Here is a 26,332-nt window from a genome sequence, read left to right as displayed (position 1 = left end):
CGCTGATGACAGCCCCCTCCTCCGTGTACGTCCCTTCTACGCCTGCACGGCGGCATTGCGGCGTCAGGCCCGGGGACCGCGCCCGCCGTTTTATCCATCCGACGGGCAAGGTAGCGGCTTATTCCGCGGCAGCTCACCCCAAAGAAGCCCTTCCGGCAGGCGGCACGGAAGGGCTTCTTTGGGGTCACGTCAGCGGAGGTGCACGGCCCCCGGTATGCGGCGATGGGGCTGAGCGGCGGGCATTGCCGCTTCCTGCCGAAGGCTGTCGACTTCTGCGCTTCCCCGGGAAATAGCTGTGGTGCCGGGCATCCTCTTACCGCTTGATCGCACCAGCGGCAGCGGGCGCCGCCCGGCACCTCAGTTCTCGCCGCGGTGCCACAGTCTGCGCAGCTCCACGCTTGTCTCGAGGAGCTCCTCCAGCGTTCCCGAAGCCTCGACCCGGCCGTCCTTCAGCACGATAATCCGGTCCGCCCGAGCCAGCGCCGCCTTGCGGTGCGAGACGACCAGGCAGGCGGCGCCGGAGCGCTGGGCTTCCAGCCGCTCCCACAGCTTACTCTCCGTGTCGACGTCCAGAGCGCTGGAGAGGTCGTCGAAGACGAGCAGCTCGGCCTCCCGGACGAACATCCGGGCAGCGGCCGCACGCTGGGCCTGGCCGCCCGAGAGCTTCACGCCGCGCGGGCCGATGACCGTCTCCATCCCGCGCCCGAGCCGCTCAAGGTCCTCCTCCAGCACGGCCGCCTGCACTGCCCGGCTGACCCTGGCCGGGTCCGCCCGCATTCCGAGCAGGATGTTGTTCTCGAGCGTATCGCTGTAGAGCCGCGGAATCTGCGGCGTATAGGCGCTGTGAGGCGGGATGAAGAACTCGGACGGCTCTGCGACCCTTTTCCCGTTCCAGACGATGTCTCCCGCCTGCTTCGGCAGCAGACCGAGGAGCGTGCGCACGAGCGTTGTTTTTCCCGAGCCGACCCGGCCGGTAACGACGACGAAGGCGCCGCGCTCAAGCTCCAGGTCAATGTCCTCGACCCCCCGGCCCGTCTCCGGATAGCGGTACGTCAAGCCGGAGACGCTCAGCCGCTGCAGCCGGTCCTCCGGACGGCGCACCGCTTCTTCCGGTTCCGGCAGCTCGCCGCGCAGCAGCAAGGGGTGATGCTCCGTCAGCCGCTCGGGCGGCGCGCCCTGCAGCAGGCTCTGCAGCCGTTCCTGCGCGACGGTGCTTTGCTTGTAATAGGTCATGAACTTTCCGAAGTTCTGGATAAACTGGGTAACGAAGTTCAAATAGTATACGAATAGGGCGAAATCTCCTACCGTGAAGGTGCCGCTTCGCATGGAATCCGCAGCTAGGATGAGGATCAGCCCCGTACCGAAGTTGACGGCATTGCTGAAGATCGACTCGAGCGACGTGCTAAGCAGCCGGTCCTTCAGCATCGCTTCCCGCCGCTGCTCTCCGAGTTCCTTGAACCGCCGGATGACCCGGTCCTCCGCGCCGGCGACCTGGATGGACTGCACGGTGCTGAACATCTCCGAAATCGCCCCGGTCACCTGGCTGGTCGCTTCCCGGCTGGCGGCCCGGTACTTCTGCAGCATCGCCGTGGAGAGCTGCGCCACCGTTACGACAAGAACGAGCGGCAGGAACACCCACAGGGTCATCTCGGCGTTGATCCGGATGAGGATGAAGCAGGAAACCGCGGCGAAGAGCGTCATGCCGAACGCGTCCACCGACCAGCTCACCGTCTCCTCGACCTGTTCGACATCGTCACGGAACGAAGAGATCGCCTCCCCGGGTGAGGTCGGAATCGCACGGGCGCCCGGCTCCTTCAGCACATGGCTGAGCAGGTTGCGGCGCAGCAGGCCCCCGATCCGAAAGCGGAACTGGACGTCCGTCATGAAGCCAAAGATAATGAGTACCACCCGGGCCAGCGCCGCCGCCAGGAGGAGCACGATGATCATGCCGAGGCCCAGCTGATACGGCGAGCTCCCGGACAGCATGTCGAAGAATGCTTTGGTAAGCAGCCCCGGAACAATCGGTGCCAGATAGATCAGGGTCCAGGCGAGCGCATTCAGAAAGTAAAGTCCGAGCCGGTAGCGGGTCAGGCGCCACAGAAATGTAAAGGTCGTCATACGAGCATCTCCTCCATTCCTACCTGCAGCATTCGGGCATATCGGGAATCGGGATCGCGCCGGAGGGCCTCCCGCTCCCCTTCCTCGATAATCCGGCCGTCCTCCAGAATCAGGATGCGGTCGGCCCGCTCGATCGTGGCAAGCCGGTGGGCGATGATAATACAGGTGCGTCCGACGAGCAGCCGGTTCATCGCCCGCTCGATCCGCTGCTCCGTAGCCGGGTCGAGCCGGGATGACGCTTCGTCGAGAATGACGAGCCCCGGGTCGGTGAGGAACACTCGGGCGAAGGAGAGCAGCTGGGCTTCACCCGCGGACAGCCCTCCGCCCCCGGATTCCAGCTGCGTATCGAGTCCCTGAGGCAGGGAGTCCAGCCAATCCTGAAGCCCGAGCTCGCCGAGGACGCCGGTTACCTGGCCATCCGGGATCGTGTCGTCGAAGAAGGTCAGGTTATCGCGGAGCGTGCCCTGGAAGATCTCGATATTCTGCGTAACCATGCCGACCCGGCCCCGCAGCTGCTGGAGCTTCGGTTCCCGGATCTCCGTTCCGCCGATGCGGATCTCGCCCTCATCCACGTCGTAGAAGCGGAGCAGCAGGCGGGCCAGCGTCGTCTTGCCGCTCCCCGTGCGGCCGAGCAGCCCCAGCACCTGACCTGGCTCCAGACGGAAGCTTATGCCGTCGAGAGTCCGTCCCCCGGCATCATAGCTGAAGGAGACCCGGCCAAACTCAACGGACAGCGGACCTTCCGGCACCGGTGTGCCGGGGCCGTCCTGGATCGCGGGCGGCGTAGCCAGCAGCTCCCTGACCCGGATGATGCTTGCATCGGCTTTTTGCAGATCCTCCATCTGGGTGCGGATCTGCTCGATGGGCTTCGACATCAGCTCCGTATAATAGAAGATCATATAGACGGTACCCAGCGTAATCGCCCCCTGCTTCCATAAGCTGTAGCTGAGCGCGAAGGCTACGGCGCTGCCGATCGTGAACACGATCAGCGTGGTGATCCACATGGAAGCCCAACCGAGGAAAGCCCGGATTCTCAGCGGAAGCCACTCCCTGAGCAGCCCATGAAAGCGGAACATGACGTAGCCTGTCGCCCCGTTGGCCCGTGTATCCTCCGTTCCCTCGAGATGCTCACCGAGGAATCCGTAGAACCGGGCGCTGATTTCCCTCAGCTTGCCCCAATGGGGCACGGCGAAGCGGCGTATGTATTGGATGGACGCCAGGGCGAAGAGCACGAAGAACAGCATGCCCACACCGATCAGCCACCCTTCGCGGAACAGCAGCACAAGCATGCCGGCCACCAGGATCACGTTGCTCAGCAGGGTGATGACGAAGCTTGAGAAGAAATTGGACAGAGCGTTGATGTCCCCGTCCACCCGCTCGATGATGGCCCCCGAGGTCTGGGATTTGTGAAAGGACATATCCAGCCTCAGACAGTGGGACGCCACATCGAGGCGGAGCTGATTCGTCGCAATCCATCCGACGCTCGCTCCGACGTAGCTCGCCCCAACATTCACCACCTGCTGCAGCAGTGTGGCGGCCAGGAAAAGTCCGGCGGCATAATAAAGCGGCCGGGAGCTCGGCTGCGACTGCGCCGTATCGATAAAGTAGCGGATAATCTGCGGCGTGATCAGCTGCATGGCGATACCGAAGAGCAGCAGGAAGGTCAGCAGCAGCATGCTTCCCCGCTGGTTTTTCAGATACTGGGACAGCAGCAGTACATAATCGCGTACGGGAATTTTGGGCAGCCCTTTAGCCATGTTGTTCACCTCTAATTTTACCTGGTAGGTACGCTATCGTATGAATCCGTATCGTCGGTTACGGTTTACAGGATCCGGCCGATAGTTCAATAGTCTAACATATCCTCCCCAATCACACTATAGGACACCTGCACTTTACAAGCCGGACCGCAGCAGGGAGGAAAACGGTTTCTGTTGTCGAATTATAAAGCATCCTGAGACTGCGCAGCATCGCTTCTTCTGCATAGGAGGTTCACCACTACTATGACTTCTTATTTGATTTGGGGTTTCTATTTCTTACCCGGCCTTCTTTGCCTGATCATGGCGTGCGAGATGGAATGGCGCCACAACGTCAAAAGCCGTACAGCCGCCGCGCTGATGCTCTCCCTGGCCTTCTTCTTTTTCGGGGAGATGGTGCGGGCGCTGCTGCCCCCTGAATATTCGATTCCCATTGTGGAGAATTGGTCGGGGATTTCGGCAGGGCTGTCGATCGGCTTTGCCTATCATTTCTACACCCTGTTTGTTCGTTGGAACGAACGCGTACACCCCCTGCTTTACTACACCGTCTGTTATGGTCCGGCCGTGGTGCTTACACTGCTGTTCCAGAGCGGCCATACGGATCTGATCTTCACCGGGACGATTGTCGAAGGCCCCTGGAACAAGCTGGTCATCGAGCCTACAGGGTATTTTGCCCTGATGATCTTCGTGCTCTTTTACATCTCCGCCTTCGTGCCGCTGATTCTGCTGGCAAGACGGCGGGTTCCGACCGACCGGATGAAGCGCAAGTACACCCTTTTGGCCGCATCCTCATCGATTCTGTTCGTCTGGGTCTTTCTCTTCGGGGTGCTTGCCGAGCTGTTCCCTCCGCGGTTGCCGCTGCCGTCGCTCTTTTTTGTATACGGCACTGTGATCTGGATCGCCATGATCCGCTACCTCATGGTCAAATATGATTTCCTGAGCTCAATCGGCAACCGGTTCCGGATCCTGTTCGAGACGAGCCCGCTCAGCATCATGGTGCTGGACCGCTCCGCCCGGATTCGCGAACTGAACCCGATGGCCGAGCAGATGTTCCATATCCGTCTCAGCCCCGGAAGCTTGTTTACGGATATCTTTCCCGAAGCGGAGCGGGCAGCCAGGCTTCAGCATTTTCGCGATGACTTCGACCGGCGGGCGCGGCACCGGGGCTTTGTCTTCCCTATCATGACGAAGAAGGGGGAACTCCTGCACATCTCGCTGGACTGCGACTTCTTCGAATATGAAGATGAGCTTCTGCGGATGGACATCATCCGGGATGTGACGGCCGTGAAGCTGGCGGAAGACCGGATCCGGCAGATGGCTTATACCGATACCCTGACCTGTGTCGGAAACCGGGCGCTGTTCCACAAGCGGTTCGGCGAGCTTGTCTCACAGGACCCCGGCCGGAGCATGGCCGTCCTGCTGCTCGATCTCGACCGGTTCAAGCAGATCAATGATGTTCTCGGACATGGGACCGGCGACCGGCTTCTGCAGCACGTCGCAGAGTCTCTAACGGCCGCTGTCCCTGAACCCCACCTCATCACACGGCTGGGCGGCGACGAATTCCTCGTCCTTCTCACCGATGTAGACCGGGCGGAAGCGGAAGATCTGGCTCACCGCATTCTGGCGATGATCCGCCGGCCGTTCGTTCATGGGGGCCAGGAGCTTCACCTGACCTCGAGCATCGGCCTTGCTCATTATCCGGATGACGGCACGGATACCGAATCGCTGATGAAGCATGCGGATCATGCTATGTACCGGGCCAAAAGCCTCGGGAAGAATCGGGTCTGCGTCTATGATCTGGAGATGAACCGCCTGTCCGAGGCGCGCTTCAACCTGGAGCAGCGGCTCCGCCTTGCGCTGGACCGGGGAGAACTCGTTCTGCACTACCAACCCCAGGCGGAGCTCGCCACCGGCCGGATCATCGGCATGGAGGCTCTGGTCCGTTGGATGTCGCCGGGTGCAGGCTTGATCCCTCCCGGCGAGTTCATCCCGGTAGCGGAGGAGTGCGGCCTCATCGTGCCGATCGGACAGTGGGTGCTCGTGGAAGCCTGCAGGCAGAACAAAGCCTGGTACGACCTCGGGCGGCGCTGGACGATATCGGTCAACGTGTCGGCCCCCCAGCTCATTCGCTCCGCGTTCCCCGAAGAAGTGAAGATGGTTCTCACCGAGACCGGCCTTCCGCCGGAGCTGCTCATCCTGGAGATTACCGAGACGGCCGCCGTGCGGGATCTCGAGCACACGCGCCGGATGCTCCTGGAACTCGCGGACCTCGGCATCTCCATCTCCCTGGATGACTTCGGGACCGGCTATTCTTCGCTCGGACTCATCCGCCAGCTCCCGGTAAAGACAATCAAGATCGACCGATCCTTCGTGCAGGAGATGACCGACGAGGGCGGGGGCGGCGCGATTGCCGAAGCCCTGATCACTCTGGCTCTCAGCTTCGGGATGGGGACGGTTGCGGAAGGCGTGGAGACCGAAGTGCAGCGCAGCCGGCTGGCCCGCAGCCGCTGTGCGGCCATCCAAGGCTACCTGCTCAGCAGGCCGGTGCCCGCCGAGAGGATCACGGAGCAGTATGTGGCCGCACCGTAACGAGGCGGCCGGAGCGGCGTGCCGGGCTGTCCGCTGCCAAGTGGTCATCTTCGTTAACACAAAGAAAGCGGCGGCTGCTGCCCCGCTTTCTTTGGTGTTTCACTTTCTTTGGTGTTCCTCTTTGTTAGGATTCCGCATTCTTTGCTCTATGCTTCCTGAGAACGAAGCTCCTTCCGCATCCGCACATGCCATATGCCCGCGTCAAGGAACGGCTCTTTCGAGATTGTCTCATAGCCGAGCTTCCGGTAGAAGGCTTCAGCCTGCACTTGTCCGTCGAGGATGACTGCCGGCACGCCCGCTTCCCTCACATCCCGCTCCATCGCCTCGATGAGCGTACGCCCGAGACCTTGTCCCCGGCGGGAGTCCAGAACGGCGATCCGCTGCAGCTTGGCTGTCTCGCCGTTATACATACGCCATCGTCCGGTGCCCACCGGCTCCTCTCCGTCCCGCAGCAGCCAGTGCCTGCAAGCGGCCGGACTGGCGTCGAACTCGTCGATTTCTTCCTCTTCCGGCACCTGTTGTTCTTTCACGAACACGGTCTTGCGGATGCCGAGGCATTCCTCAAGCTGCTCGCTTGTCTCTACGGGGATGGCCAACACGCCCACAACCCATTCCTCCTCTATGCTGTAGGGTCCACGGCAGCTTACGCTTCCAGGACCCGCTTCTCTCCCGGCTGCATGGCCAACCCGCGGATTCCCTGCGCGGACAGACCTGCGGCGAACTTCTCCGCATCCTGGCGGATCGGCGGGAAGGTGTCGAAGTGCAGCGGCACGACGGACTTCGCTCTGAGCCAGGCGGCGGCGGTCGCCGCGTCTTCCGGTCCCATGGTGAACACATCGCCGATCGGCAGGAACGCGAGGTCGATGCTGTGGCGCTCGCCGATCAGCTTCATATCCGAGAACAGCGAGGTGTCCCCGCTGTGGTAGATCGTGAAGCCGGCCCATTTCACAACAAAGCCGCCCCGCATGCCGCCGTAGATAATCTTCTTCTCCTCCTCAAGCACGATGCCCGAGCTGTGGAACGCAGGAGTCATCTCGACATCCGCGTAACCGAGTGAGGTGCGTCCGCCGATATTCATGGCAGAGGTCTTCAGCCCCTGCCAGCTCATGTAGGAGGCGAGCTCGAAGGTAGCGACCACCGTGGCGTCATTCGCTTTGGCGATCGGCACCGTGTCAAGAATATGATCCGCATGCGCATGCGTCAGCAGGATATGATCGACCTTAACGTCCTCGGGACGTGTCACGGCCAGTCCGTTGCCCGAGATGAACGGATCGATAATCAGGGAATGGCCCCCGTGCGTCAACTGGACTCAGGAGTGCCCGTGGTACCAGATTTCCATTATAATCGACTCCTTCTTGGCGAGTATAGTTGAGACGTTGACCGGCAGGCGGTTTTGCTTCCCTGTTTTCCTACCTGTATTCCTACCCTATTGTAACTGGAACGCTTACCGAATTCAAAATACCGGACCGGCCGCACCGCCTTGAAGACAGGCTGAAGAGACCGGCGGTGAATGCCGGCCCGTACCCGTTCGCCTGGGAAGCGGCCGCCGCCGGCTTCAGGAGGCGAATGCTTTCTTCAGCGCCTCCCGGACCCGGTCCTTATTGAACGGCTTCACGATGAAGTCGCTGGCTCCCATCGAGACGGCCCGGATCAGCAGCGCCTGCTGCCCCATCGCCGATACCATGATCACCTTCGCTTCAGGGTCGCGGCTGCGGATCTCTTCCAGCGCCGTCATGCCGTCCATCTCGGGCATCGTGATGTCGAGGGTCACGAGGTCCGGTTTGATTTCCTCATATTTTGTCAGCGCTTCCATTCCGTTGCTGGCTTCTGCTGCAATTTCATATCCGAGCTCCTGAATCACGTTCTTGAGAATCATGCGCATAAACAGCGAATCGTCGACAACCAGAATCTTCTTCATCCCGTCACAGCCCCCATCTCTATCGTTGTCATCGTCTTTGTGAAGCCTCCGAAATGCATACCAAATACCCCGCCAACCTGTACAGGGGGTATGAGAGCTGTATGGTGCCTTCCCTTCCTGATACACCGAATGGAGAACCGCAACTGCAGCGGGCCGAACCTGCCCTATATATCGGAAACGTTCGATGGTATTTCACATTATAGCACTGCTCTCCAAAAAAAGACAAGGCGCGGGGACGCGGCACGAACCGCCGGCCTGAAAAGAAAGTGGCTCCGTGCTCCCCCCCTTGATATAATGGATGGGATCAACAGCCGCGGGAGAGGATGAGGCAAGCCATGAAGAAAGAGATCAGATGGGGCATGATCGGCTGCGGCAGCGTGACGGAAGTCAAAAGCGGTCCGGCCCTCCAGCAGGCGGGTGGCTCCCGGCTGACCGCCGTGATGAGAAGAAACGGGCCGCTTGCGGAGGATTACGCAAGAAGGCACGGGGTGCCGAAATGGTACGATCAGGCCGAGGATCTCATCGCGGACAAGGACGTGGACGCCGTCTATATCGCGACGCCTCCCTCATCTCACAAAGCTTATGCTATCGAAGCATGCCGTGCAGGCAAGCCGGTCTACGTAGAGAAGCCGATGGCGCTGAACGCGGCTGAATGTGAGGAGATGATGGCCGCCTCCGAGCGGTACGGCGTGCCGATCTACGTCGCCTACTACAGGAGAGCTCTTCCGCGGTTTGTCCAGGTGAAGCAGTGGCTTGACGCCGGTGCCATCGGCGAAGTGCTTACCGTCAACACCCTGCACGTGGCCAGGCCCAAGCCGGAAGAGCTAAACGGCACCTCGGCCTCCTGGCGGACCCGGCCCGAGATCTCGGGCGGCGGCTACTTCTTCGATCTGGCGAGCCACACGCTCGACCTGCTCGACTATCTGCTCGGTCCGATCGCCGCCGCAAGCGGGTTCTCCTCGAATCTTGGCGGATATTATGAGGCCGAAGACACGGTCACAGGCACGTACCGGTTCGAGTCGGGCGCGCACGGCACGGGCACCTGGTGCTTTGCGGCGGACCGTTCTTTCGAGTACAGTGAAATCACCGGTACCCGGGGACGCATCGAGTTCTCCAGCTTCACCGAAGCACCCGTACGGCTGTTGGTTGATGGGGCTGCAGAAGAGCGGATGATTCCGAATCCCCCTCATGTGCAGCAGCCGCTCATCCAGCATATTGTCGACGAATTGCTCGGCCGCGGAAGCTCTCCGAGCACCGCTGCGTCGGCGATCCGGACCAGCCGGGTGATGGATGCGCTCGTACGCTGAATTCCCAGGACCTACCCTATTGAACGAAAGAAGCGGCTTCCCATGAAAAAAGTAACGATCAATGACATCGCCAAAGCGGCCAATGTGGCCAAATCAACGGTGTCCAAAGTCATGAATGATGCGCCCACCGTCTCCCCCGACACTAAACGCAGGGTGCGGGCCATCATGAAGCAGATGAACTATACGCCGAGCTCCATCGCCACCCAGCTCGCCCGGCAGAGCAGCTCCACCATCGGAGTGCTTGTGGATTTGTCGCGCAAAGCGGATTTCCTCAACCACTTCTTCTATACGATCATCGGCGGCATCGAGAATGTCGCCGGCCCGCTCCACTATGAGGTCACCATCTCGAACATCCAGTCGACGGGGCCCGACAACTTCATGAACCGGCTGGTCCGCGGGCGCAAGGTCGACGGGCTGATTATGGAGAAGTCGATCCTGACCCGGGAACAGACGGAGGAGCTGAAGCTCCTGGAGTTTCCCTTCGTCTCCATCGGCCAGATCCCGGGTGCCGAAGGCATCAGCTCCGTCGATATCGACAACACGCTCGGTTCCGGCATGCTGACGGAGCACCTCCTGGAACAGGGATGCCGCCGGCTCGTGTTCCTGGGCGGTGAGCCGGCCGACTCGATCTTCGAGAGCCGAAGCCGGGGCTTTCGCCGGAGCTTGAAGGCCCGCGGCCTGGAGGGAGAAGTCTTCTGCGGCGAAGGGACCGTGGCGGAGGGCTGCCGGATGATGAAGAACCTCCTGCAGTCGGGTCCTGTGCCCGACGGGATCGTCACCATCAGCAATTATGTCGCCTTCGGCGTGCTTCAGGCCCTGCAGGAAGCGGGCCTCCGGATCCCCGCCGACGTCTGCGTCGCCACCTTCGACGACTATCCGCTGGCTCCGTACACGTCGCCTCCGCTCACCTGTCTGCACCTCGATACCTTCGAGCTCGGCATCCAGGCGGCCTCCATGCTCATGGAGCGCATTGACGGTACCGTGACCGGCGTAGAGACGCGCCTCCTGCTGCCGACGCTGATCACAAGGCAGTCCTCGCTGCGGCAGCCGGCGAAGTAATAAGGTTTGTTGTTGGGGGTTTCATCTTTCCCACTCCTCCGCAGGGTGGTTCTAATGTTTCCCCCTGCCGAGCGAGATGGTTTATTTTGGTAGTGGCCTTTGAGCGAAGCTCAACAGAACGCAAAATAAAATCATCGAGCGCCCCGACTTAAGAAAGCCGCCATCCCCGCAGAACATCTGCAGGAATGGCGGCTTTGCTGTCTTCGTCAGGCCTCTCTTCGGCACGGACGGTAAGTCTATTTCTTCTTCGCCTCGTCCTCGAGCTCGTCCCAGAACCGGCCGAACGCCTCGGCCCCGAGGGGCGGGCTGTAGTAATAGCCCTGTACCTGATCGCAATTCTGCTGGCGGAGGAACTCCAGCTGCTCCCGGGTCTCCACGCCTTCGGCGATGACCGACAGCTTCAGATGGTGGGCCATCGCCACGATCGTTGCGACGATCGACGCCCCGCTCTCCTCCTTGAATAGGTCGCGGACAAAAGACTGGTCAATCTTCAGCTTGTCGATCGGGAAGCGGTTGAGGTAGCTCAGGGAGCTGTACCCCGTGCCGAAGTCGTCCATGCTGACCTTGACGCCGAGCGCCTTAAGCCGGTGCAGCGTGTCTTCGGTGGCCGCCGCATCCATCGCCATGCTCTCGGTGATCTCGAGCTCCAGATACTGCGGCGGCAGCCCCGAATCCGCAAGGGCCTCTTGCACGATCTCCACCAGGTTCGGCTGCTCGAACTGCTTGATCGACAGGTTCACCGAAACCGGCACCGGCGGGCGGCCCTCAAGCTGCCACTCGCGGTTCTGCCGGCAGGCCGTGCGCAGCACCCAGCTGCCGATCGGATTGATCAGGCCGCTCTCCTCGGCTGTCGGGATGAAGACCCCGGGCGGGATGTTCCCGCGCTCCGGGTGGCGCCAGCGAACCAGCGCCTCGGAGCCGATCAGTTTGCCGTACATGTCGAGCTGCGGCTGGTAATGCACCTCGAACTGCCCCTGCTCCAGCGCCTCGCGCAATCCCCGCTCGAGCTCGAGCTTCTCCCGGGCCTCGGTATCCATGTCCTCGGAATAAGCGAGCGCCCGTCCCAGTCCCTCCTTCTTCGATCGGAACAAGGCCGTACCGGCATGCTCCAGCAGCAGTTCCTGGGACGCACAACCGGAGGACAAGTCGTACCCTGCGCTTACACTGAGGTACAGCTTGTGGGCGTCGAGATCGAACGGCCGTGCGAGTACTTCCATGATCCGGACGGCGTGTTGCTCCGGGTCCATCTCCTCCCGGCTCCAGGGGAAGAGGACGGCGAACTCGTCGCTGCCGACCCGGGCCGCCGTCCCCCCTTCCCCGGCGGCCGCCCGGAGCCTTCCGGCCAGCTGGCGCAGAAGTTCATCTCCGAGCCTCGACCCGATCGAATCGTTCATCATCTTGAACCGGTCGATGTCGAGCAGAATCAGCATTGCGCCGGGATCGGTTCCGAGCTCACGGATCCGGGCAAGCAGATATCTGCGGTTGGGCAGGCCGGTCAGATCATCATGATATGCCATGTGCTCGATGAGCTGCTCGGCCTCTTTTTTCCTCGTGATATCCTGGATAATACCGTAAACGCCGGTGACCTCGTCATCCACGACAATCGGCACCGTAGTAATATTGACGGCCACCTCATGCCCTCGCTTGTGCCGGACCACCGATTCGAACTTGACGGATAAGTTCTCCGTAACGGCCTGATCGAAAACCTTCTGCAGCTTCCCCGTGTTCGGGGCTGTGCGGAGCTCGGTCAGGTGGATCTGCAGCGATTCCTCCTCTGTGTAACCCGTGATCCGGGTTACGGCCGGATTGACCGCCGTCACGCGGCCTTGCAGATTAAACGCAACGACTCCATCGAGATTATGCTCGAACAGCGATTTGAACTGCTGCTCGCTCTCAAAGAGCTTGGCGGTGGCGCTCTCGATCCGGCGGTCGAAAAAGGCCGTAACGAGTGCGGCGGACAGGACGATCAGCGTAGCCAGTCCGACCACATAGCCGAGATAAGCGCCCCCCATCAGCAGGCTGTGATCATGGACCGGTGCCCCTCCCGGGGTGAAGCGGGCCGCGGCCATGCCCGTATAATGCATGCCGACGATGGCCCCGCCCATCACAAGGCCGCTGAGCAGTTTGCGGTATACAGCCCTCACTCCGCCCTCTCCGCGGAAGTAGAACGTAAGCCACATGGCCGCCGCCGAAGCGCCCACGGCAATGATCAAGGAAGCGGCAAAGGGCACCGGCGCATACGTGACGTCAACTTCCATCTGCATGGAGGCCATGCCGGTATAGTGCATAGCCGCCACGGAACTGCCCATCAGCAGGCTTCCGGTAATCAGCCGGCTCCAAGCGAGCTGAGGCCGGGCGATCAGGGCTAAGGCCGCATAGGAGCCCAGTACGGCGAACAGCATGGACAAGAGCACAAGTCCCAGTTCATAGCTTGTATGTACAGGCAGGCGGAACGCCAGCATGGCTACAAAGTGCATGGACCAGATGCCGATGCCCATCGCTGCGGCGCCGCAGAGCAGCCAGGCGGAGCGGGCACGGCCCTGGGATGAAGAAACCCTTCCTCCCATATCGAGAGCGGTATACGAAGCGATGACGGCGATGAGATAGGACAGTACGACAAGGACCCAGTCATATGAGCCTTCGATACCATGTTCGGTCGGGTGCATTCCAGGGCCTCCTTGATGTGTTATTCTTCGTGATGTGTAATGAGGTTAATACTCATTATTATAGTAAGCAGTACGGGACAGTGTCTACTGATTTTGTCGAATTTTGAAATTAATTATCATATTTTTGTCGAAATATGAAATGTGGAGACCCGCCTCTTCCGAGACGGGTCGTAGGACTGGAATTTAGAGTTTGAAAATCGCAAGCGAGTCCTGCAGCTCTTCCGCCAGGCGGGACAGCATAGCGGAAGCCGCCGCAATCTCCTCCATCGTCGCATTCTGCTCCTCAGCCGAGGCGGCTACACCCTGGGCATGGTGGGAAGCTTCCTGCGCCACTCCGGAGATGACATGGATGTCGGATACCACCTGGCCGGTCTCGTGCCGGATCTGCTGCGCATCCCGGACGGCCTTCTGCGCGGTGGCATGGACCCCTTCGACCGACCGTCGGATATGCTCGAATGCCGATCCGGCCTGTCCGATGATCACCGTGCCTTCCTTCACCGCCGTGTTGCCTTCTTCCATGGAGGCGATGGCATGCGTAATGCCGCCCTGGATTTCGGTGATCAGGGCATGGATCTGCTCGGCAGCCATTCTGGACTGCTCTGCGAGCTTGCGCACTTCCTCGGCGACAACAGCGAAGCCTCTGCCGTGCTCACCGGAGCGCGCCGCTTCAATGGCCGCATTGAGCGCAAGCAGATTCGTCTGTGCGGCGATGGTGGAGATCAACGAGACGATATCGCCGATCTGCGACGACTTCTCTCCAAGCGCGAAGACATACTCGGACGAAGCGGATACCTTCTCTTCGATGCGGCCGATCTGCGTGACGGACTGGCCTACGACCAGGTTCCCGCGCTGGGCATGGTCGATGGCATCGCTTGAGGTCTGTGATACTTCCTCAAGGGATCGGTTCACCGAGTCTACGCTGCGGTCCAGCTGCTGGGACGATTCCAGCGACTGCTGCATCGTGCGGCTCTGCTTCTCGGAGCCGTCGGCGATTTCCTGCACGGCCACGGTAATCACTTCCGTGGCCTGAGCCGTTTGTTCGGCCGACGCGGTCAGCTGCTCAGAAGTGGCCGCTACCTGCTGCGAGGCAAGGATGATGTTCGACAGCTTCTCGCGCAGGCTGGCGGTCAGGCCGCCGATGTCCTTCGAGAGGTCGCCGACTTCGTCACGCAGCGTAATGGCCGGCGCCTCCGCTGTCAGATCCCCGTCGGCAACACGGGACACATAGGCCGACAGGCGGCGGATCGCCCCGCCGATCTGTACCGAGATCCAGGCGGCTGCCACCACAGCGAACAGGATGGCGATGAGTCCAAGCGAGATCATAATCGTTTTGCTGGAAGTGATGATCTGACCGGCTTCGGCGGATTGCAGCTCGGCTTCTTCGCGGTTGGATTTGACGAGCTCGGAAGCCGATTCGTTCGCCTTCCTGCTGAGATATTTCATCAGATTAATCGTCTTCGTCTCATTGAGCGAACTCCCCGGAGTCTCCACCTCCTGGAGAAGCTGAGGAATCGTTCCTTCGAAGGCTTCCCAGTCATTCATGAACTGGAAGTACAGCCCTTCCGTACCGTGGCCCTGCGGCATACTCTCGTACTTGGCACGGAGCTCCTTCATCTTGCCCTGCTCGCCCGCTATCGTTTGCTTCAACTCCTGAATCTCGCTGTACTTGGCCGTACTGAGCATCTGGAGCATGCTGTTCTCCATGTTCTTCATGGACTGGCCCATATCGTTAATCAGGATCACCTGCTGGAGATGGACCGAGGTGATGCGGATCACGGCGTCACCCAGCATGGAGATCCGGAAGAGGCCGACCGCGTTCGCGATAACCAGCAGGAACGTGCAGAGCAGGAACCCGCTGATCAGTTTGGCGCGAATGGAAAATCTCATGATTATTCTCTCCCTCTTATTTGGTTGCGGATGGCTCTTATGGCTTTGGCCACTGCTCCTTCGGAATGCCCTGGTATACATCCTCCATGGCGGCATAGCCTTCTTTGATGACCGTCGTCACCACATTCTCCTTCGTGACGACGATCGGCTCCAGCAGGTTGGAAGGCACGTCTTTTTTGCCGTTCGGCACCTTGTTGTTGGAGACCGGCTCCTGCTGCCCGGCGAGTGCCAAAGCCGCATCGGCTGCGGCCTTCGCCATGTTCTGGATCGGCAGGTAGATCGTCATGGACTGTGTGCCGCGGACGATACGCTGCAGCGCCTCCAGCTCGGCATCCTGACCGGATACCGGCACCCTGCCTGCCAGGCCCAGCTCGCCCAGCGCCTGCACCGCTGCACCGGCGGTCCCGTCGTTGGCGGCAACGACGCCTTGGATGTCCCCCTTCGACTCCTTGAGCGCCGCTTTCATATGCTTGTAGGCTTCTTCGGGCTTCCAATCGGCGGAATATTCATCGGACACGACCGTGACCTGCCCTTTGTGCTTTTCGAGCACGCGGATGGAGCCGTCGCGCAGCAGAACGGCGTTGTTGTCGGTCTGGCTGCCGCCGATATACACATATTTTCCCTGCGGGGCCCGCTTCAGGATATCCTCCGCCTGCAGCTCGCCCGCCTTCACGTTGTCGACAGAGACATAGAAGTCCGTGTCGGCGTTCTTGATCAGACGCGCGTAGGACAGCACCTTCACGCCTTGGCTGTGGGCTTTCTCCACCACCGAAGCGAGCAGCGGGGACTCCGTATTCTGGGCGACGATGACGAGCACATCCACACCTCGTCCCAGCAGTTCTTCCGCCTGGGCGGCCTGCTTCTTTTCGTCCCCTCCGGCAGTAAGCGTAATGACATCGGCGCCCGCCTGGCGGATCGAAGCTTCGAAGTGATCGCGATCGCGCTGCCAGCGCTCATCGATCAGGTTGTGCATGGAGAAGCCGATGACCGGTTTGTCCTGCGTGGCTGTGGGTGCAGCCGGACTGCACGCGGTCAGCAGCAGGAGCAGTGCACCGCCGAGCAGCCCTGATTTGGTTGTCAAGCGAGACATATCTTTTACCCCTTTATCAATAGTTTCAACGGATGATATCCGCCTGGTCCACTACATAGTATCGGAAGATGACTCTTAAAATTGAAATGGGAATCTAATCTGTAACCGCCTGCAATTGTTGGGAGAAGACTGGCGAGATAAAAAATTCTTATTTTGCCACAAAAAAACACCGGCGCATGAACCCATGCACCGGTGTCCCTCGGCAACAGACCGCAATGGTCCGCGCCCCTGATCTCTTACGACCTATCCTCGTTTTCCTCGTTGTCGCCGTTAAAGAAATCCGCCACGTTCCGTGCCGCATTCTGCGCGGCATCCACGGTGTTCTCAGCTGCGCTGCTTACGAATTCACCCGCGGATTGAAGTCCGTTTCGGGCTGCTTCGACCGTGTTCTCCATGAACCCATCCTGTTCTCCACTCTGGTTCCCGTACTGATTCCGGTTCTGTCTGGCCATTCTTCAAGCACCTCCTTTGTCGTCTCGGTAAGAGCAGAAGTTAGGTTGCGTTACTGTTTCTCTCCCTATGCATTTTCACTTCATACAGACGGCAGCCCTGGGGGAACATACAAAAAAGCGTCACCGGGCATTCCCGGTAACGCTTCATGCTGCTGCATTTGCCTCTTATTCGGTTACCGCAATGACTACAGGGCGCTGCCGCCGAAAATAAAGCGGTACTCCCAGTGACGATCGGTAATCGTATCAACTTTCACGCCGCCTGTGCCCCAAGTGTTCAGCATTTTCCCGTCGCCGAGGTAAATGCCGACGTGGGTGATCCGCTGCTCGGACTTATCGATTCCCGCGTAGCTGCTCTGCGAGGTGCCGCGGTAGGACATGAAGAACACAAGATCTCCGCGCTTCAGGTTATCGATATTCGTCACGATCCGGCTCGAATGCTCACGCACATAATCGGCCTGCGTCCGTGAATTCGAGGGAAGCGTAACACCAAGGGCGTCCTTGAAGGCCTGTCTCACAAAGTCGGAGCAGTCGAAGGTTGCCGTTGTGCTCCGGTCGGAAGCATACTCATACGGTGTGCCAAGGTATTTGTTGCCGGCCGCAATGACCTTCTCGATCTTCTGTGACGAAGTCGCGGCTGTGCTGGAAGGCTGGCTTGCCGTGGAAGCTGCAGCCGGTTCTTTGTACGATGTCGAGATATACTGCGAGCTTGTCGATACATAACCGGTGACGCCGTTCTTGTCCTTCACCTTGTACCAATAGCTGTTCACCTTATCCAGGATAGTTACCGTCTCGCCTTTCTGCAGGTAACGAATGCGCGCCGAATCCGTGTCCGCCGCTTTACGGAACGAAACGCCGCTGACCATTTTTCCTGTATTGGAAGATGCAGACGTACTTGTTGTAGTCGTACGTGGTGCTGTTATATATTTGCTGCTTGACGATACGTAGCCCGTCACGCCGTTCTTGTCTTTTACTTTATACCAGTACTCGTTGACCTTGCTCACAATCGTAACTTTCTCGTCCTCCTGCAGATAACGGATCCGGGCCGCATCCGTGTCCGGTGCTTTGCGGAAGCTGACGTCATTCACGATGGTCGAGGTCGTCGCCGCATGGGCTTGTCCCTGCGGCAGGGCGAAGATCCCTGCGATTAGAGCTGCGGAAGCTGCTGTGATGATGGTGCGTTTCATATGATGTATCCCTCCTGGGTATTTGGTGTAGTAAGAGAATGCAGGCAAATCCCCGAGCAGATGCCCCTTGTTCCCTTAGGGCTGCTTCATCATAACACAAGCTCCCCGCCGGGGGGTCAGGTAGTTACTGGGCTGCCGGTATATGGAACCTGTCTCACCGATAAACGGAGTGGAATATCTGTATACTATAATAAAAATAGCCCTCCCCCTGAATCTTCGGGGACGGGCTAGGCCATACGTTCAGTCTTGTAGTGGAGCCGATCAAAATTGCCGGAAGCATGCACTTAATTCGTAATGTTCACCTGATCGATATACAGCGTTCCCGTCTCCCCCCATGCCCCCGCAAATTCGATTCGATCGAGAAAACTGACAGCGCTGTGGAAGGTCACTCCCGATGCTTTCAACACCCCGTTAACATAAATATCCACTTTGCCTGCAAACGGATTTGCGATGAGCTTGACCGAATACCAGGTGTTCGGGGACAGGCCTTGAAGCACGATGTCGCTGCCCGTACTGCTTCGGTACACCAAGCCCGAGGGGGTGGTCAGCAGCTCTGCCGCATAGGCACCTGCACCCTTCAATCCGAACTTGGCCGACGGAAAGAGCGCGGTGTACATGAATTTCCATTCCGCCTCAACGATCCCGTATTGGTCTGGGAACACTTTAGTGGCTGCAGCCGTCCCTGCGGCGTTCATATCCCAGATCTTGAGGCTCTTGTCGGTCGCAGTCGGAATATTCCAAACAACTGCACTGGTATTCGCCGACTTGGATACCGTCCAGCTGTACGGAGCTGCTGTAGACGTATAGCTGTCGAAATTCTCCTCTGTCAACCGCAATCCGCCCTTCGTTACGCTTAGGAGATTCCATGCAAAGTGGCTGGACAAATACATGATAGGCTCTCTCGCCGAAGCAAAGTCTTTATAAGAAGGCTCATCATAATAATCGGACATCGCCTCGAACAGATTGTATCCCCAATCCTCACTGGAGCCCGGCATTCTCGGATTCTCCCCATACGGCCATTGGTCCGGATGGTTCATATAATACAAAAGATAATCAAGTGCCTGCTTGATCGTTGTGCCTCCAGGGGATGTCCAATGGAACAAGTCGATGCCGGCAGCTTCCTTAGCGATATGAGCGGCAGATGTGATCGGCGCCAGCGCAAAATAGGTATACCACAGACCGCTCACCCCCCGCCCGGCTTCTTGAGGCATGGAGCCATCCGCAGCGATGCTGGATTCAATCTTGTTCTTGAGACGAATAATCTCGGCATTCAACTGGACGTTATCATCTTTGTAATAGTAGGCTGACATCGCACCATAAATGCCCCAGTCCCCCCAATTGTTGCTCTCGGTCTTGATCGCATTCGCCGCCTTGGCCAAGTACACGCCTGTGAGCCAGGTCTCGAATGCAATCTTGTCGGCTATGTTCCATCCGCTGTAATCCCGGAGCAGCTCGGCCGCATGAATCAGACCGACGCCAGAGTAAGTCATCACCAAGGGACCGTCAGTGCCGCTGATCCGGGTATTCTTGCCGGCCCAATTCGCAAGAAAGCTCTTCGCCTTCTCTGCATAGGCTGTTTTTCCCGTCAACTGATATGCAAGAGCCAAGGTATAGGCGGCGCGAACATCATTTTGCAGTACCTCGGATGCCCTGGTATGCCCCGCAGGATCTTCATAGTAGCCCGGCACGTTAAAATCAGTTACAGCACTGGGAGGCTCCGATAAATAAAACTCGGCTCTAGGAATCAGTTCATTCCTGCCGTCCACCCACGGCTGCGAGCCCCCTGCAATATTCCTCTTGGCAGATGTGAGCTGCTTGGCTGAGTGCACTCCCCCCGGATGGGGATAGGCCGATACTGCAGAGCATAGGGCCATCTGTACAGCCAATCCAGCAGCCGTTAAAACCGCCAAACTCCATCTTTTTCTCATCACAAAAGCCCCTTATGTCCCCTGTACAACCACAAACCGAATAAGGCAAGCGAATACCTCCGACTGCATACGTAAGCGTCATACCCTCATTCCCCGATCAGAACCGGTGACGCATTCGGATGAGGTACGTGAAGAAACATCCTGCTGTCTATACACTAAGGCTGTTCCGTACAGAAATAGTTATCGATAATCTTAGCATGAAATGATCCGCAGTACATGAGCGAAAAGATAGAGAAATGCGTCCCACTTCCTGCAGGCTGCCGTTGAGGAAGCACTTCAGGAACAGCCGGCCCTTCTCACAGGCAATAAGCGGGAAGCTCAATGGAAAGGTATACCACCGGAATAATTCGCGTTGGATCAAGAATACTAAGAGCAGCCGCACCGCAAAATAATACACAAAAAACCGCTTTGTTCAGGCGGTCATGTCTCGTAATTGCACAAAGTGAACTTCCCTCCACTGTTTCCTGTACAAGCTATAATAAAGCAGGAAAAGTCCAGCTTGAACGTCCAGGAAACAAGGAGGAGAACGTTTTGCGCTTGCACAAAATGAGACGCAACGGCAAGCTGTACGTCAGATTGCTGCTTGGCACTAAGTATCGCATTGATCCTCATCGTTACCTCTATGGTGTACTATCTTACCTTCTCCCGCATTCTCCAGAAGGAAGCCTTTGATTCGATCTCAGCAATCTGAGACAAACGGGACAAGCCGTCGCCAAGACTACGGAAAGCGCAAAGAGTCTCCTTCCAAATCTATCGAAGCACGGCCGTCGCCAAATTGCTGTATTACAGCGTTCCCAATGCCTTTGATATCCAAGCGGCCATGATCGACCTCTATAATTACTTGGCTACGATGCCCTTCATCCAATCTATCTATATCTATAATCCCATGGTTAAGCGCTATAATATAGCCGCTCAACAGGGCCAGTCAGGGTTGATCGCTGAAGAAACCTTGAACGACAAGAACATCATTGACATCCTGGGGAATTATAAAGAATATCGTCCCTTCACCCCCATTCCCAGAGTACTGGAAACCCAGACGGACGGATCCCAAGGCACGGGGGTTTATACCTATTTGTGTTATGATGCGATCAGCTTTGACCGCCGAATCAACTCTGCGGTTGTCGTCAATATCACCGCTTCATGGGTCAACCGGGAGCTGGGAAGCAGCGAAATCGCCACATCGGGCCGAACGTTCCTCGTCGATGACCATGATCGGGTTCGGACGGTCAATGAGTTGACGGACGTCGCTTTATCGCCGGATGATCTTCTTGTGTTCAAGAATGCCATCCGTCATCACCAGTCCGGTTATCTCGTCACGGATTCCGGGAACGTCAACTCGCTTGTAACCTACACGGTCCCCAATCAGTATACGTGGCACTACGTCCGCATCACTCCGTATGAGGACATTACCCGGAAGCTCAGTGGCATCCGTGCGAAGACCTTCCAGATTGCAGCCGCGGTTTTAATCATCGGGTTTCTGCTTGCGTGGCTGTTGTCCCGATTCCTGTATGTCCCCATCCACCGGATAGAAAACCGGATGGAAGACCTCGAATCCGAAAGACGGGACAGCAGCTACACCGTCCGGCAGAATATGCTCCGCAAGCTGATTCAGATCCAAGATTTTGACCCGGAGTACCAAGTGGAGAGGTGTGGCTGCAAAAAATGGGGATTTCCTTTAATTTTACGGAGCCCTACCGCCTCGCCTATGTGCGTATAGACCTTACGAGCGTTTGCTAAAAAAATTAAACAGAGCCTTAGTCTCAAGTAATTCAGGACTAAGGCTCTGTTTATTTATAAACATTCACTTCCTGAATGGACCACCAATTCGGCGAGGTGTCCGTCTGCACGACCTCGATGTACTGCGCCGTCTGCACGGGGAAGTCCACGATGATCACGGCTCCGCTGCTGGATCCGCTGGCCACCGGGGCGCCCCAGGTCACTCCGTCATTCGAGATGTACATCTCGTAGCCGCGGGCGTAGTCCATGCTGCTGCCCGAGGAGTCCATGACGAGCCTGCTGAAGGTTTGCGGCGCTTTCATGTCCAGGGTGATGGATTGGCCCGGTGCCATCGATTGCTCGGAGCTCCAGCGCGTGGACAAGCTGTCATCCAGCAGATTCGCGGGATTCTCGCCGGTTGCGGGAAGGGTGGCTGCCGTCCAGCCGGTCCTCTCCAGCGCGGTCTTCTGCGTCGTGGTGATCACGTCGCCGCTGGCGGGCGAGAGGTTGCCCGCCCCATCCTTCGCGATGAGCGAGTAGGTATAGGTGGTGAATGCCGTCAGGCCCATGTCCTTGTACGAGTTCGACAAGGTAAAGGCAACCGGTACCCCGTCCCGGTAAATATCATAGCCGGCCAGGTTGACGTTGTCCTTGGATGCCGTCCAGCTCAGATCAATCTCGCTGTCGGATACGGCTGTGGCCGTCACGTTCACCGGCGAGGTGGGAGCCTGGGTATCCGGAGTCCCCCCGACGAATTCATTCACGGTCTGCCTCATGCCTTCAGAGGTCGAATTATCATGAACCTTGCCGCCTATACCGTTGATGACATGGGTAATCTCACTTCCCTCTGTAGCCGGCAGCCAGATGGAGGTCGCATGGTGGATGTTCACGCCCGGAACATCAGGAACCTCGATACTGCTGTTCAGCTTGACGGCCGCATCCCGGAAGTAGGAATACACTCCAAGCCCCCAAGCTTCATGGCGGGTCACGGTATCCGCCACCTTATACGAGGCATATCCGTTCACTGTGCCGCCGCCGCTCATCCAAGCCGACTGGTTCGGAACGTCATATGGGATTTCCGACTGGTAGAAGTACACCCGGCCGCCGTTGCCGTTCCACAAGGTCTGGTACTCCTGATGGTGCTCGTTGAACAGACCGTAGACCGTCACGTTGTTTCCATTCACAACCAAGCCGTTCTTCGATACGTTGGCATCCCAGCCGACTCCGGTTCCATGATCCGCGCGCCTTATCCAGAAATGGTCGCCGATGACATCGCTGCTGTTGATCATAAGACTCACATCAACCCTACCCGCTTGGGCTCCGCCGGTTCTAAAATAAAGATCGTGCAGAGAGGTAGGATGGGCCGCATGGTCGTTCGAGCTGCCGGAAGGGCCTACTTCCAATAGGGAAGGAGAAGCGGCAGGTCCGGCATCGAAAAGCAGTCCGGCAATCTTCACGTCGTCGACGTCAGCTACGGACATGGCGGTTTTTCCGTTATCGGGGATCAGGGTCGGCATGGCGAGGCCCAGGACGACCGTGCCCGGATTCGTGACCCGAATCGTATCGTTCAGGTGGTAAACCCCCGGCGTAAACAAGAGGTTCTTTCCCTGGCTCAGAGCCGCGTTAATGCTGGCCGCATCCGAAGTATCCGGGTCGGCGAGGTAAAATTGATCGATCGGGACGGACGCGCCCGGCGTGGCCCCGCCCGCCCAGCTGACGCCCTGGGTATTCGTCTGAAGCTCGGGAACGAAGACGTTATATTTCCCTTCGCCATCGATGTAGAGATAAGGTTTCTCCCGCATCACCGGCGTGCTGCCGACAACCGTATAAGGCTGCTCGGGGAAGATGCCGGCCGGCGGATTGGTATCACCGACGAACACCATGTTCCACACCCCGCTGGCCCAGCCGGCATACTGGCTGTTCCTGGAGAAATACTGCTGCTGCGAACCGGGGACGACGAGTTGATCGACGATGGAATCGGCCAGGAAGCCGTCGCTCGCCCAGCCGGCATTGTGATTGGAATCAAAGTCAAACAAATTCAAGCTTCCTTTCACATGAACGCGCCGCAGGGGGGCCGCCTGGGAGACCGCCCATCGCCCGCTTCCGCTGGAAGGGGTTACAGTGAAATTCTCAGCGGAACGCCAAAATTACGGGTGGCGTTGGCATTGCTCCACTGGGCATCCGCATCCATGCTCCCCTGGATGTCGCATCGCCGGGGTTTTGCCCGAGACCGGAGACCTGGGTGTAGAACCCGACCCGGCCGTTCACTTGGTACGAGCCCGGTTTGAACAGAAGGGCATACCGCTCTGGGCTGAATTCCGCGGATTCCTGGGTGGCGAAGACGGTATCCATCGTGCTCTGGATGGAAGCGGGATCCATGGATGGATCGAATAGATATACATGAGTGCCGAAGTCGAGCTGTGTCGTCCCGGCGACCGGAGTGCTCAGCGCCGATTCGCCACCGGAGCCTACGGCCGAAATTTTATAATAAAAGGTCGTGCTCGTGGTGAGGCCGATATCCGTATAAGCGGCCGCGGCGATGGGGGAGCTGTTGATCTTGCTGTATGCGCCGCCGCTGCTTACAGCGCGGTAAAGGTTGTACCCCGCTGCGCCGGAAACGGGCGACCAGCTGAGCCGGCAGGAATTGGTTGTACAGGATGCGCCAAGTCCAACAGGCGTAGACGGAGCCCGGGTCGAATGCGATGACGATCCCCCGCTTGTCTGCTGCGGTTGCGAAGGCTGCGAAGGTTGAACTGAGAGTTGGCGAAGAGACAAAGACGTACACGGGCCAGCCAGGTTGTTCTCGACGAGAACGGGGCTGAGTCCCTCCCCTTAATCAAAGGTCGTGCCATTTACCGCACAGATCGAAAGGTGATCGTTCAAACCCCATATATCAATAACGACTTTATTGACCGTACGATTAAGCCGCATATCACGATCAAAGCGAGAAAGGAGCTGACGGCCAATGTCGAAGACTCAAGCTGCCAAGATGGTGCGAGAGGAGGCGATACTGTCATCCTTGATGAAGCTGGATTACTTGAGCCGTAGTCAAATTCAGCGCCTCCATAGCCTGTCCGGTGATCGTAATGCGCGGCTGATTTTGGCTGCCATGGCACCTTACCTTTCAAGGTGCCGAAGCAGCACCAGCGAAAATGTGTATTATCTGAACAAACTGGGCGCGAGAGAATGAACTGCGAGATCGTTCGGACAAAAACAATGCAGCCAACCAGCCTAACCATGGTTTAACAAGTAGGGAGGATGAACTGAATAACTCTCGGGATCTAAGTCCCACGGGCAGTTACGTTCGATTCCCGGCTACCGCTATCTTACGTCCACAGAAAAATGAGGTCGACCAGAAAGATCTGGTGACCTCATAATACGATTGGGTAGAAAAGATGAACAAGAATTAGACGAGTGCAGCAAAAACCAAGTAAAAAACAAGGTAAGAATAATAAAGTTCATGGAGTGGATCCGTCGATTTCCTGCAAAGCGAATCCCCCAAGGACGGGAGGGAGATTACACCCCGCGGTTCTTGCTGCGGCTCGAGATGTCCATCCAAACGGCGAAGACCAATATACCGCCCTTCACCAGATACTGCCAGAACGATTCCAACCCCATCAGCGACATCCCATTGTCGAGTGAGGTCATCACCAGGGCGCCGAGAAGAGCACCGCTAACGCGGCCGGAGCCGCCCATGAGAGAGGTCCCGCCGATGACGCAGGCTGCGATGGCATCCATCTCCGCCATATTCCCCGCCGAGATCGTAGCGGAAGATAACCGGGAGGTCAGTACGACCGATGCGATCGACGCCAACAAGCCGCTGAACACAAACACCATCATGGTTTTGAGCTTGATATTGATCCCGGACATGCGCGCGGCTTCGGGATTCCCGCCAATGGCATAAATGTGACGCCCGAACGTCGTCTTGGTGGAGATGAGAGTAAAGAGCACGGCAAGGGCAAGAACGAAGATCATCGGGAACGGAATGCCTTTGTAGCTGTTCACGATCAGCACGAAAGCAGCGATCAGCAGGCTCAGGCCGGCTAACTTGACCGTGAGTGCAGGAAGAGGATCAACCTGGAAGCCATACTTCAGTCTGGAGCTTCGCTTCATTACGGCAGCCCAGACGAAGCAAGCTATCGTAACGGCAGCGAGGATCCATCCGAATCCCTTGGCAAAATAAGCGTTGCCCATCAATGCAAAAACAGGGTCTGAAATGGGGACCGTCATCGACTCGGTAATCCCCATTAGCACCCCGCGGAAGACCAGCATGCCGCCCAGCGTCACAATAAAAGCCGGTACGGCTTTATAGGCTACCAGCCATCCCTGCAGCACTCCGAGCACCAGTCCCGCTGCAAGCGTCCCGAGGAGGACCACGATGGTCGGCTGTCCCATCCAATTGCTGAGGATCGCTGCAATGCCGCCCGTTAATCCGACGATCGAGCCGACCGACAAATCAATATGCCCTGCTACGATCACGAGTACCATGCCGATCGCCAGGATCGACGTCACAGACATTTGAGTGAACAGGTTGGACAGATTTCGGGGGGTGAGGAACGTCTCGTTCAAGACGCCAAAGAGAATCCAGATCAGGATCAAGGCCCCCACCATCGTATAGGCGCGGACATCGAATTGGAATAAAGCCTTCCACATGGCCGGCCGCC

At 58.3% G+C, this 26,332-nt stretch carries 19 protein-coding genes; 5 read left to right on the top strand and 14 right to left on the bottom strand.

The window, feature by feature from the left end; all coding sequences use genetic code 11:
• Positions 1-357: 357 nt before the first annotated feature.
• Both ACP26L_RS13700 and ACP26L_RS13695 read right to left on the bottom strand, forming a co-directional pair.
• Positions 358-2,118, bottom strand: coding sequence for an ABC transporter ATP-binding protein (locus tag ACP26L_RS13700; protein ID WP_426453250.1), 1,761 nt, complete (start codon positions 2,116-2,118; stop codon positions 358-360).
• Complete coding sequence (locus tag ACP26L_RS13695) at positions 2,115-3,875, bottom strand: ABC transporter ATP-binding protein (protein ID WP_426453248.1); 1,761 nt, start codon at positions 3,873-3,875, stop codon at positions 2,115-2,117. Before ACP26L_RS13695 ends, ACP26L_RS13700 begins: the two co-directional genes overlap by 4 nt.
• Before the next feature lie 243 nt (positions 3,876-4,118).
• On the opposite strand from ACP26L_RS13695, the gene ACP26L_RS13690 reads away from it, so the two are divergent.
• On the top strand, positions 4,119-6,461 hold the full coding sequence (locus tag ACP26L_RS13690) for an EAL domain-containing protein (RefSeq protein WP_426453247.1): 2,343 nt from the start codon (positions 4,119-4,121) through the stop codon (positions 6,459-6,461).
• A 146-nt stretch (positions 6,462-6,607) separates the two neighbouring features.
• Here the strand turns inward: ACP26L_RS13690 and ACP26L_RS13685 are convergent, their stop codons facing one another.
• The 3 genes from ACP26L_RS13685 to ACP26L_RS13675 all read right to left on the bottom strand — a co-directional run bounded on the left by ACP26L_RS13685 (position 6,608) and on the right by ACP26L_RS13675 (position 8,379).
• On the bottom strand, positions 6,608-7,066 hold the full coding sequence (locus tag ACP26L_RS13685; protein ID WP_426453245.1) for a GNAT family N-acetyltransferase: 459 nt from the start codon (positions 7,064-7,066) through the stop codon (positions 6,608-6,610).
• Positions 7,067-7,104: 38 nt separating this feature from the next.
• A complete protein-coding gene (locus ACP26L_RS13680) occupies positions 7,105-7,764 on the bottom strand; it encodes a metal-dependent hydrolase (protein ID WP_426453243.1) in 660 nt (219 codons plus the stop codon).
• A 252-nt stretch (positions 7,765-8,016) separates the two neighbouring features.
• On the bottom strand, positions 8,017-8,379 hold the full coding sequence (locus ACP26L_RS13675) for a response regulator (RefSeq protein ID WP_014650693.1): 363 nt from the start codon (positions 8,377-8,379) through the stop codon (positions 8,017-8,019).
• A gap of 335 nt (positions 8,380-8,714) precedes the next feature.
• Here ACP26L_RS13675 and ACP26L_RS13670 point away from each other — a divergent pair, with 335 nt between their 5' ends.
• On the top strand, positions 8,715-9,686 hold the full coding sequence (locus tag ACP26L_RS13670; protein ID WP_426453241.1) for a Gfo/Idh/MocA family protein: 972 nt from the start codon (positions 8,715-8,717) through the stop codon (positions 9,684-9,686).
• Between the two features lie 42 nt (positions 9,687-9,728).
• Complete coding sequence (locus ACP26L_RS13665) at positions 9,729-10,745, top strand: LacI family DNA-binding transcriptional regulator (protein ID WP_426453239.1); 1,017 nt, start codon at positions 9,729-9,731, stop codon at positions 10,743-10,745.
• 236 nt (positions 10,746-10,981) lie between these two features.
• On the opposite strand, the gene ACP26L_RS13660 is transcribed toward ACP26L_RS13665, so the two are convergent.
• From ACP26L_RS13660 to ACP26L_RS13635, 6 genes are all read right to left on the bottom strand, one after another.
• Entirely contained in the window at positions 10,982-13,411 is a 2,430-nt protein-coding gene (locus ACP26L_RS13660) for an EAL domain-containing protein (RefSeq protein WP_426453237.1), read from the bottom strand.
• Between the two features lie 183 nt (positions 13,412-13,594).
• On the bottom strand, positions 13,595-15,298 hold the full coding sequence (locus ACP26L_RS13655) for a methyl-accepting chemotaxis protein (RefSeq protein ID WP_426453235.1): 1,704 nt from the start codon (positions 15,296-15,298) through the stop codon (positions 13,595-13,597).
• 37 nt (positions 15,299-15,335) lie between these two features.
• A complete protein-coding gene (locus ACP26L_RS13650; RefSeq protein ID WP_426453233.1) occupies positions 15,336-16,388 on the bottom strand; it encodes a sugar ABC transporter substrate-binding protein in 1,053 nt (350 codons plus the stop codon).
• Positions 16,389-16,624: 236 nt separating this feature from the next.
• Positions 16,625-16,840, bottom strand: a complete 216-nt coding sequence (locus ACP26L_RS13645) for a hypothetical protein (protein ID WP_426453231.1) — start codon at positions 16,838-16,840, stop codon at positions 16,625-16,627.
• A gap of 185 nt (positions 16,841-17,025) precedes the next feature.
• Positions 17,026-18,024 carry an SH3 domain-containing protein gene (locus tag ACP26L_RS13640; protein WP_426453230.1) on the bottom strand — a complete coding sequence of 333 codons (999 nt, stop codon included), beginning with the start codon at positions 18,022-18,024 and terminating at the stop codon, positions 17,026-17,028.
• A gap of 284 nt (positions 18,025-18,308) precedes the next feature.
• Positions 18,309-19,952: an alginate lyase family protein gene (locus ACP26L_RS13635; protein WP_426453228.1), complete on the bottom strand. Its 1,644-nt coding sequence runs from the start codon at positions 19,950-19,952 to the stop codon at positions 18,309-18,311.
• Positions 19,953-20,727: 775 nt separating this feature from the next.
• On the opposite strand from ACP26L_RS13635, the gene ACP26L_RS13630 reads away from it, so the two are divergent.
• Complete coding sequence (locus tag ACP26L_RS13630; RefSeq protein ID WP_426453226.1) at positions 20,728-21,669, top strand: HAMP domain-containing protein; 942 nt, start codon at positions 20,728-20,730, stop codon at positions 21,667-21,669.
• A 70-nt stretch (positions 21,670-21,739) separates the two neighbouring features.
• Here the strand turns inward: ACP26L_RS13630 and ACP26L_RS13625 are convergent, their stop codons facing one another.
• Together ACP26L_RS13625 and ACP26L_RS13620 are read right to left on the bottom strand one after the other, a co-directional pair.
• Positions 21,740-23,710, bottom strand: coding sequence for a discoidin domain-containing protein (locus ACP26L_RS13625; RefSeq protein WP_426453224.1), 1,971 nt, complete (start codon positions 23,708-23,710; stop codon positions 21,740-21,742).
• 88 nt (positions 23,711-23,798) lie between these two features.
• A complete protein-coding gene (locus ACP26L_RS13620; RefSeq protein ID WP_426453222.1) occupies positions 23,799-24,443 on the bottom strand; it encodes a hypothetical protein in 645 nt (214 codons plus the stop codon).
• A 96-nt stretch (positions 24,444-24,539) separates the two neighbouring features.
• On the opposite strand from ACP26L_RS13620, the gene ACP26L_RS13615 reads away from it, so the two are divergent.
• Positions 24,540-24,716: a hypothetical protein gene (locus ACP26L_RS13615; protein WP_426453220.1), complete on the top strand. Its 177-nt coding sequence runs from the start codon at positions 24,540-24,542 to the stop codon at positions 24,714-24,716.
• 468 nt (positions 24,717-25,184) lie between these two features.
• Here the strand turns inward: ACP26L_RS13615 and ACP26L_RS13610 are convergent, their stop codons facing one another.
• Positions 25,185-26,321: a sugar ABC transporter permease gene (locus tag ACP26L_RS13610; protein WP_426454930.1), complete on the bottom strand. Its 1,137-nt coding sequence runs from the start codon at positions 26,319-26,321 to the stop codon at positions 25,185-25,187.
• Positions 26,322-26,332 lie beyond the last annotated feature (11 nt).

Origin of the sequence: Paenibacillus sp. S-38 (genome assembly GCF_049942825.1) — a bacterium.
GTDB lineage: Bacteria > Bacillota > Bacilli > Paenibacillales > NBRC-103111 > Paenibacillus_G.
This window is presented reverse-complemented; position numbering and strand designations above follow the sequence as displayed.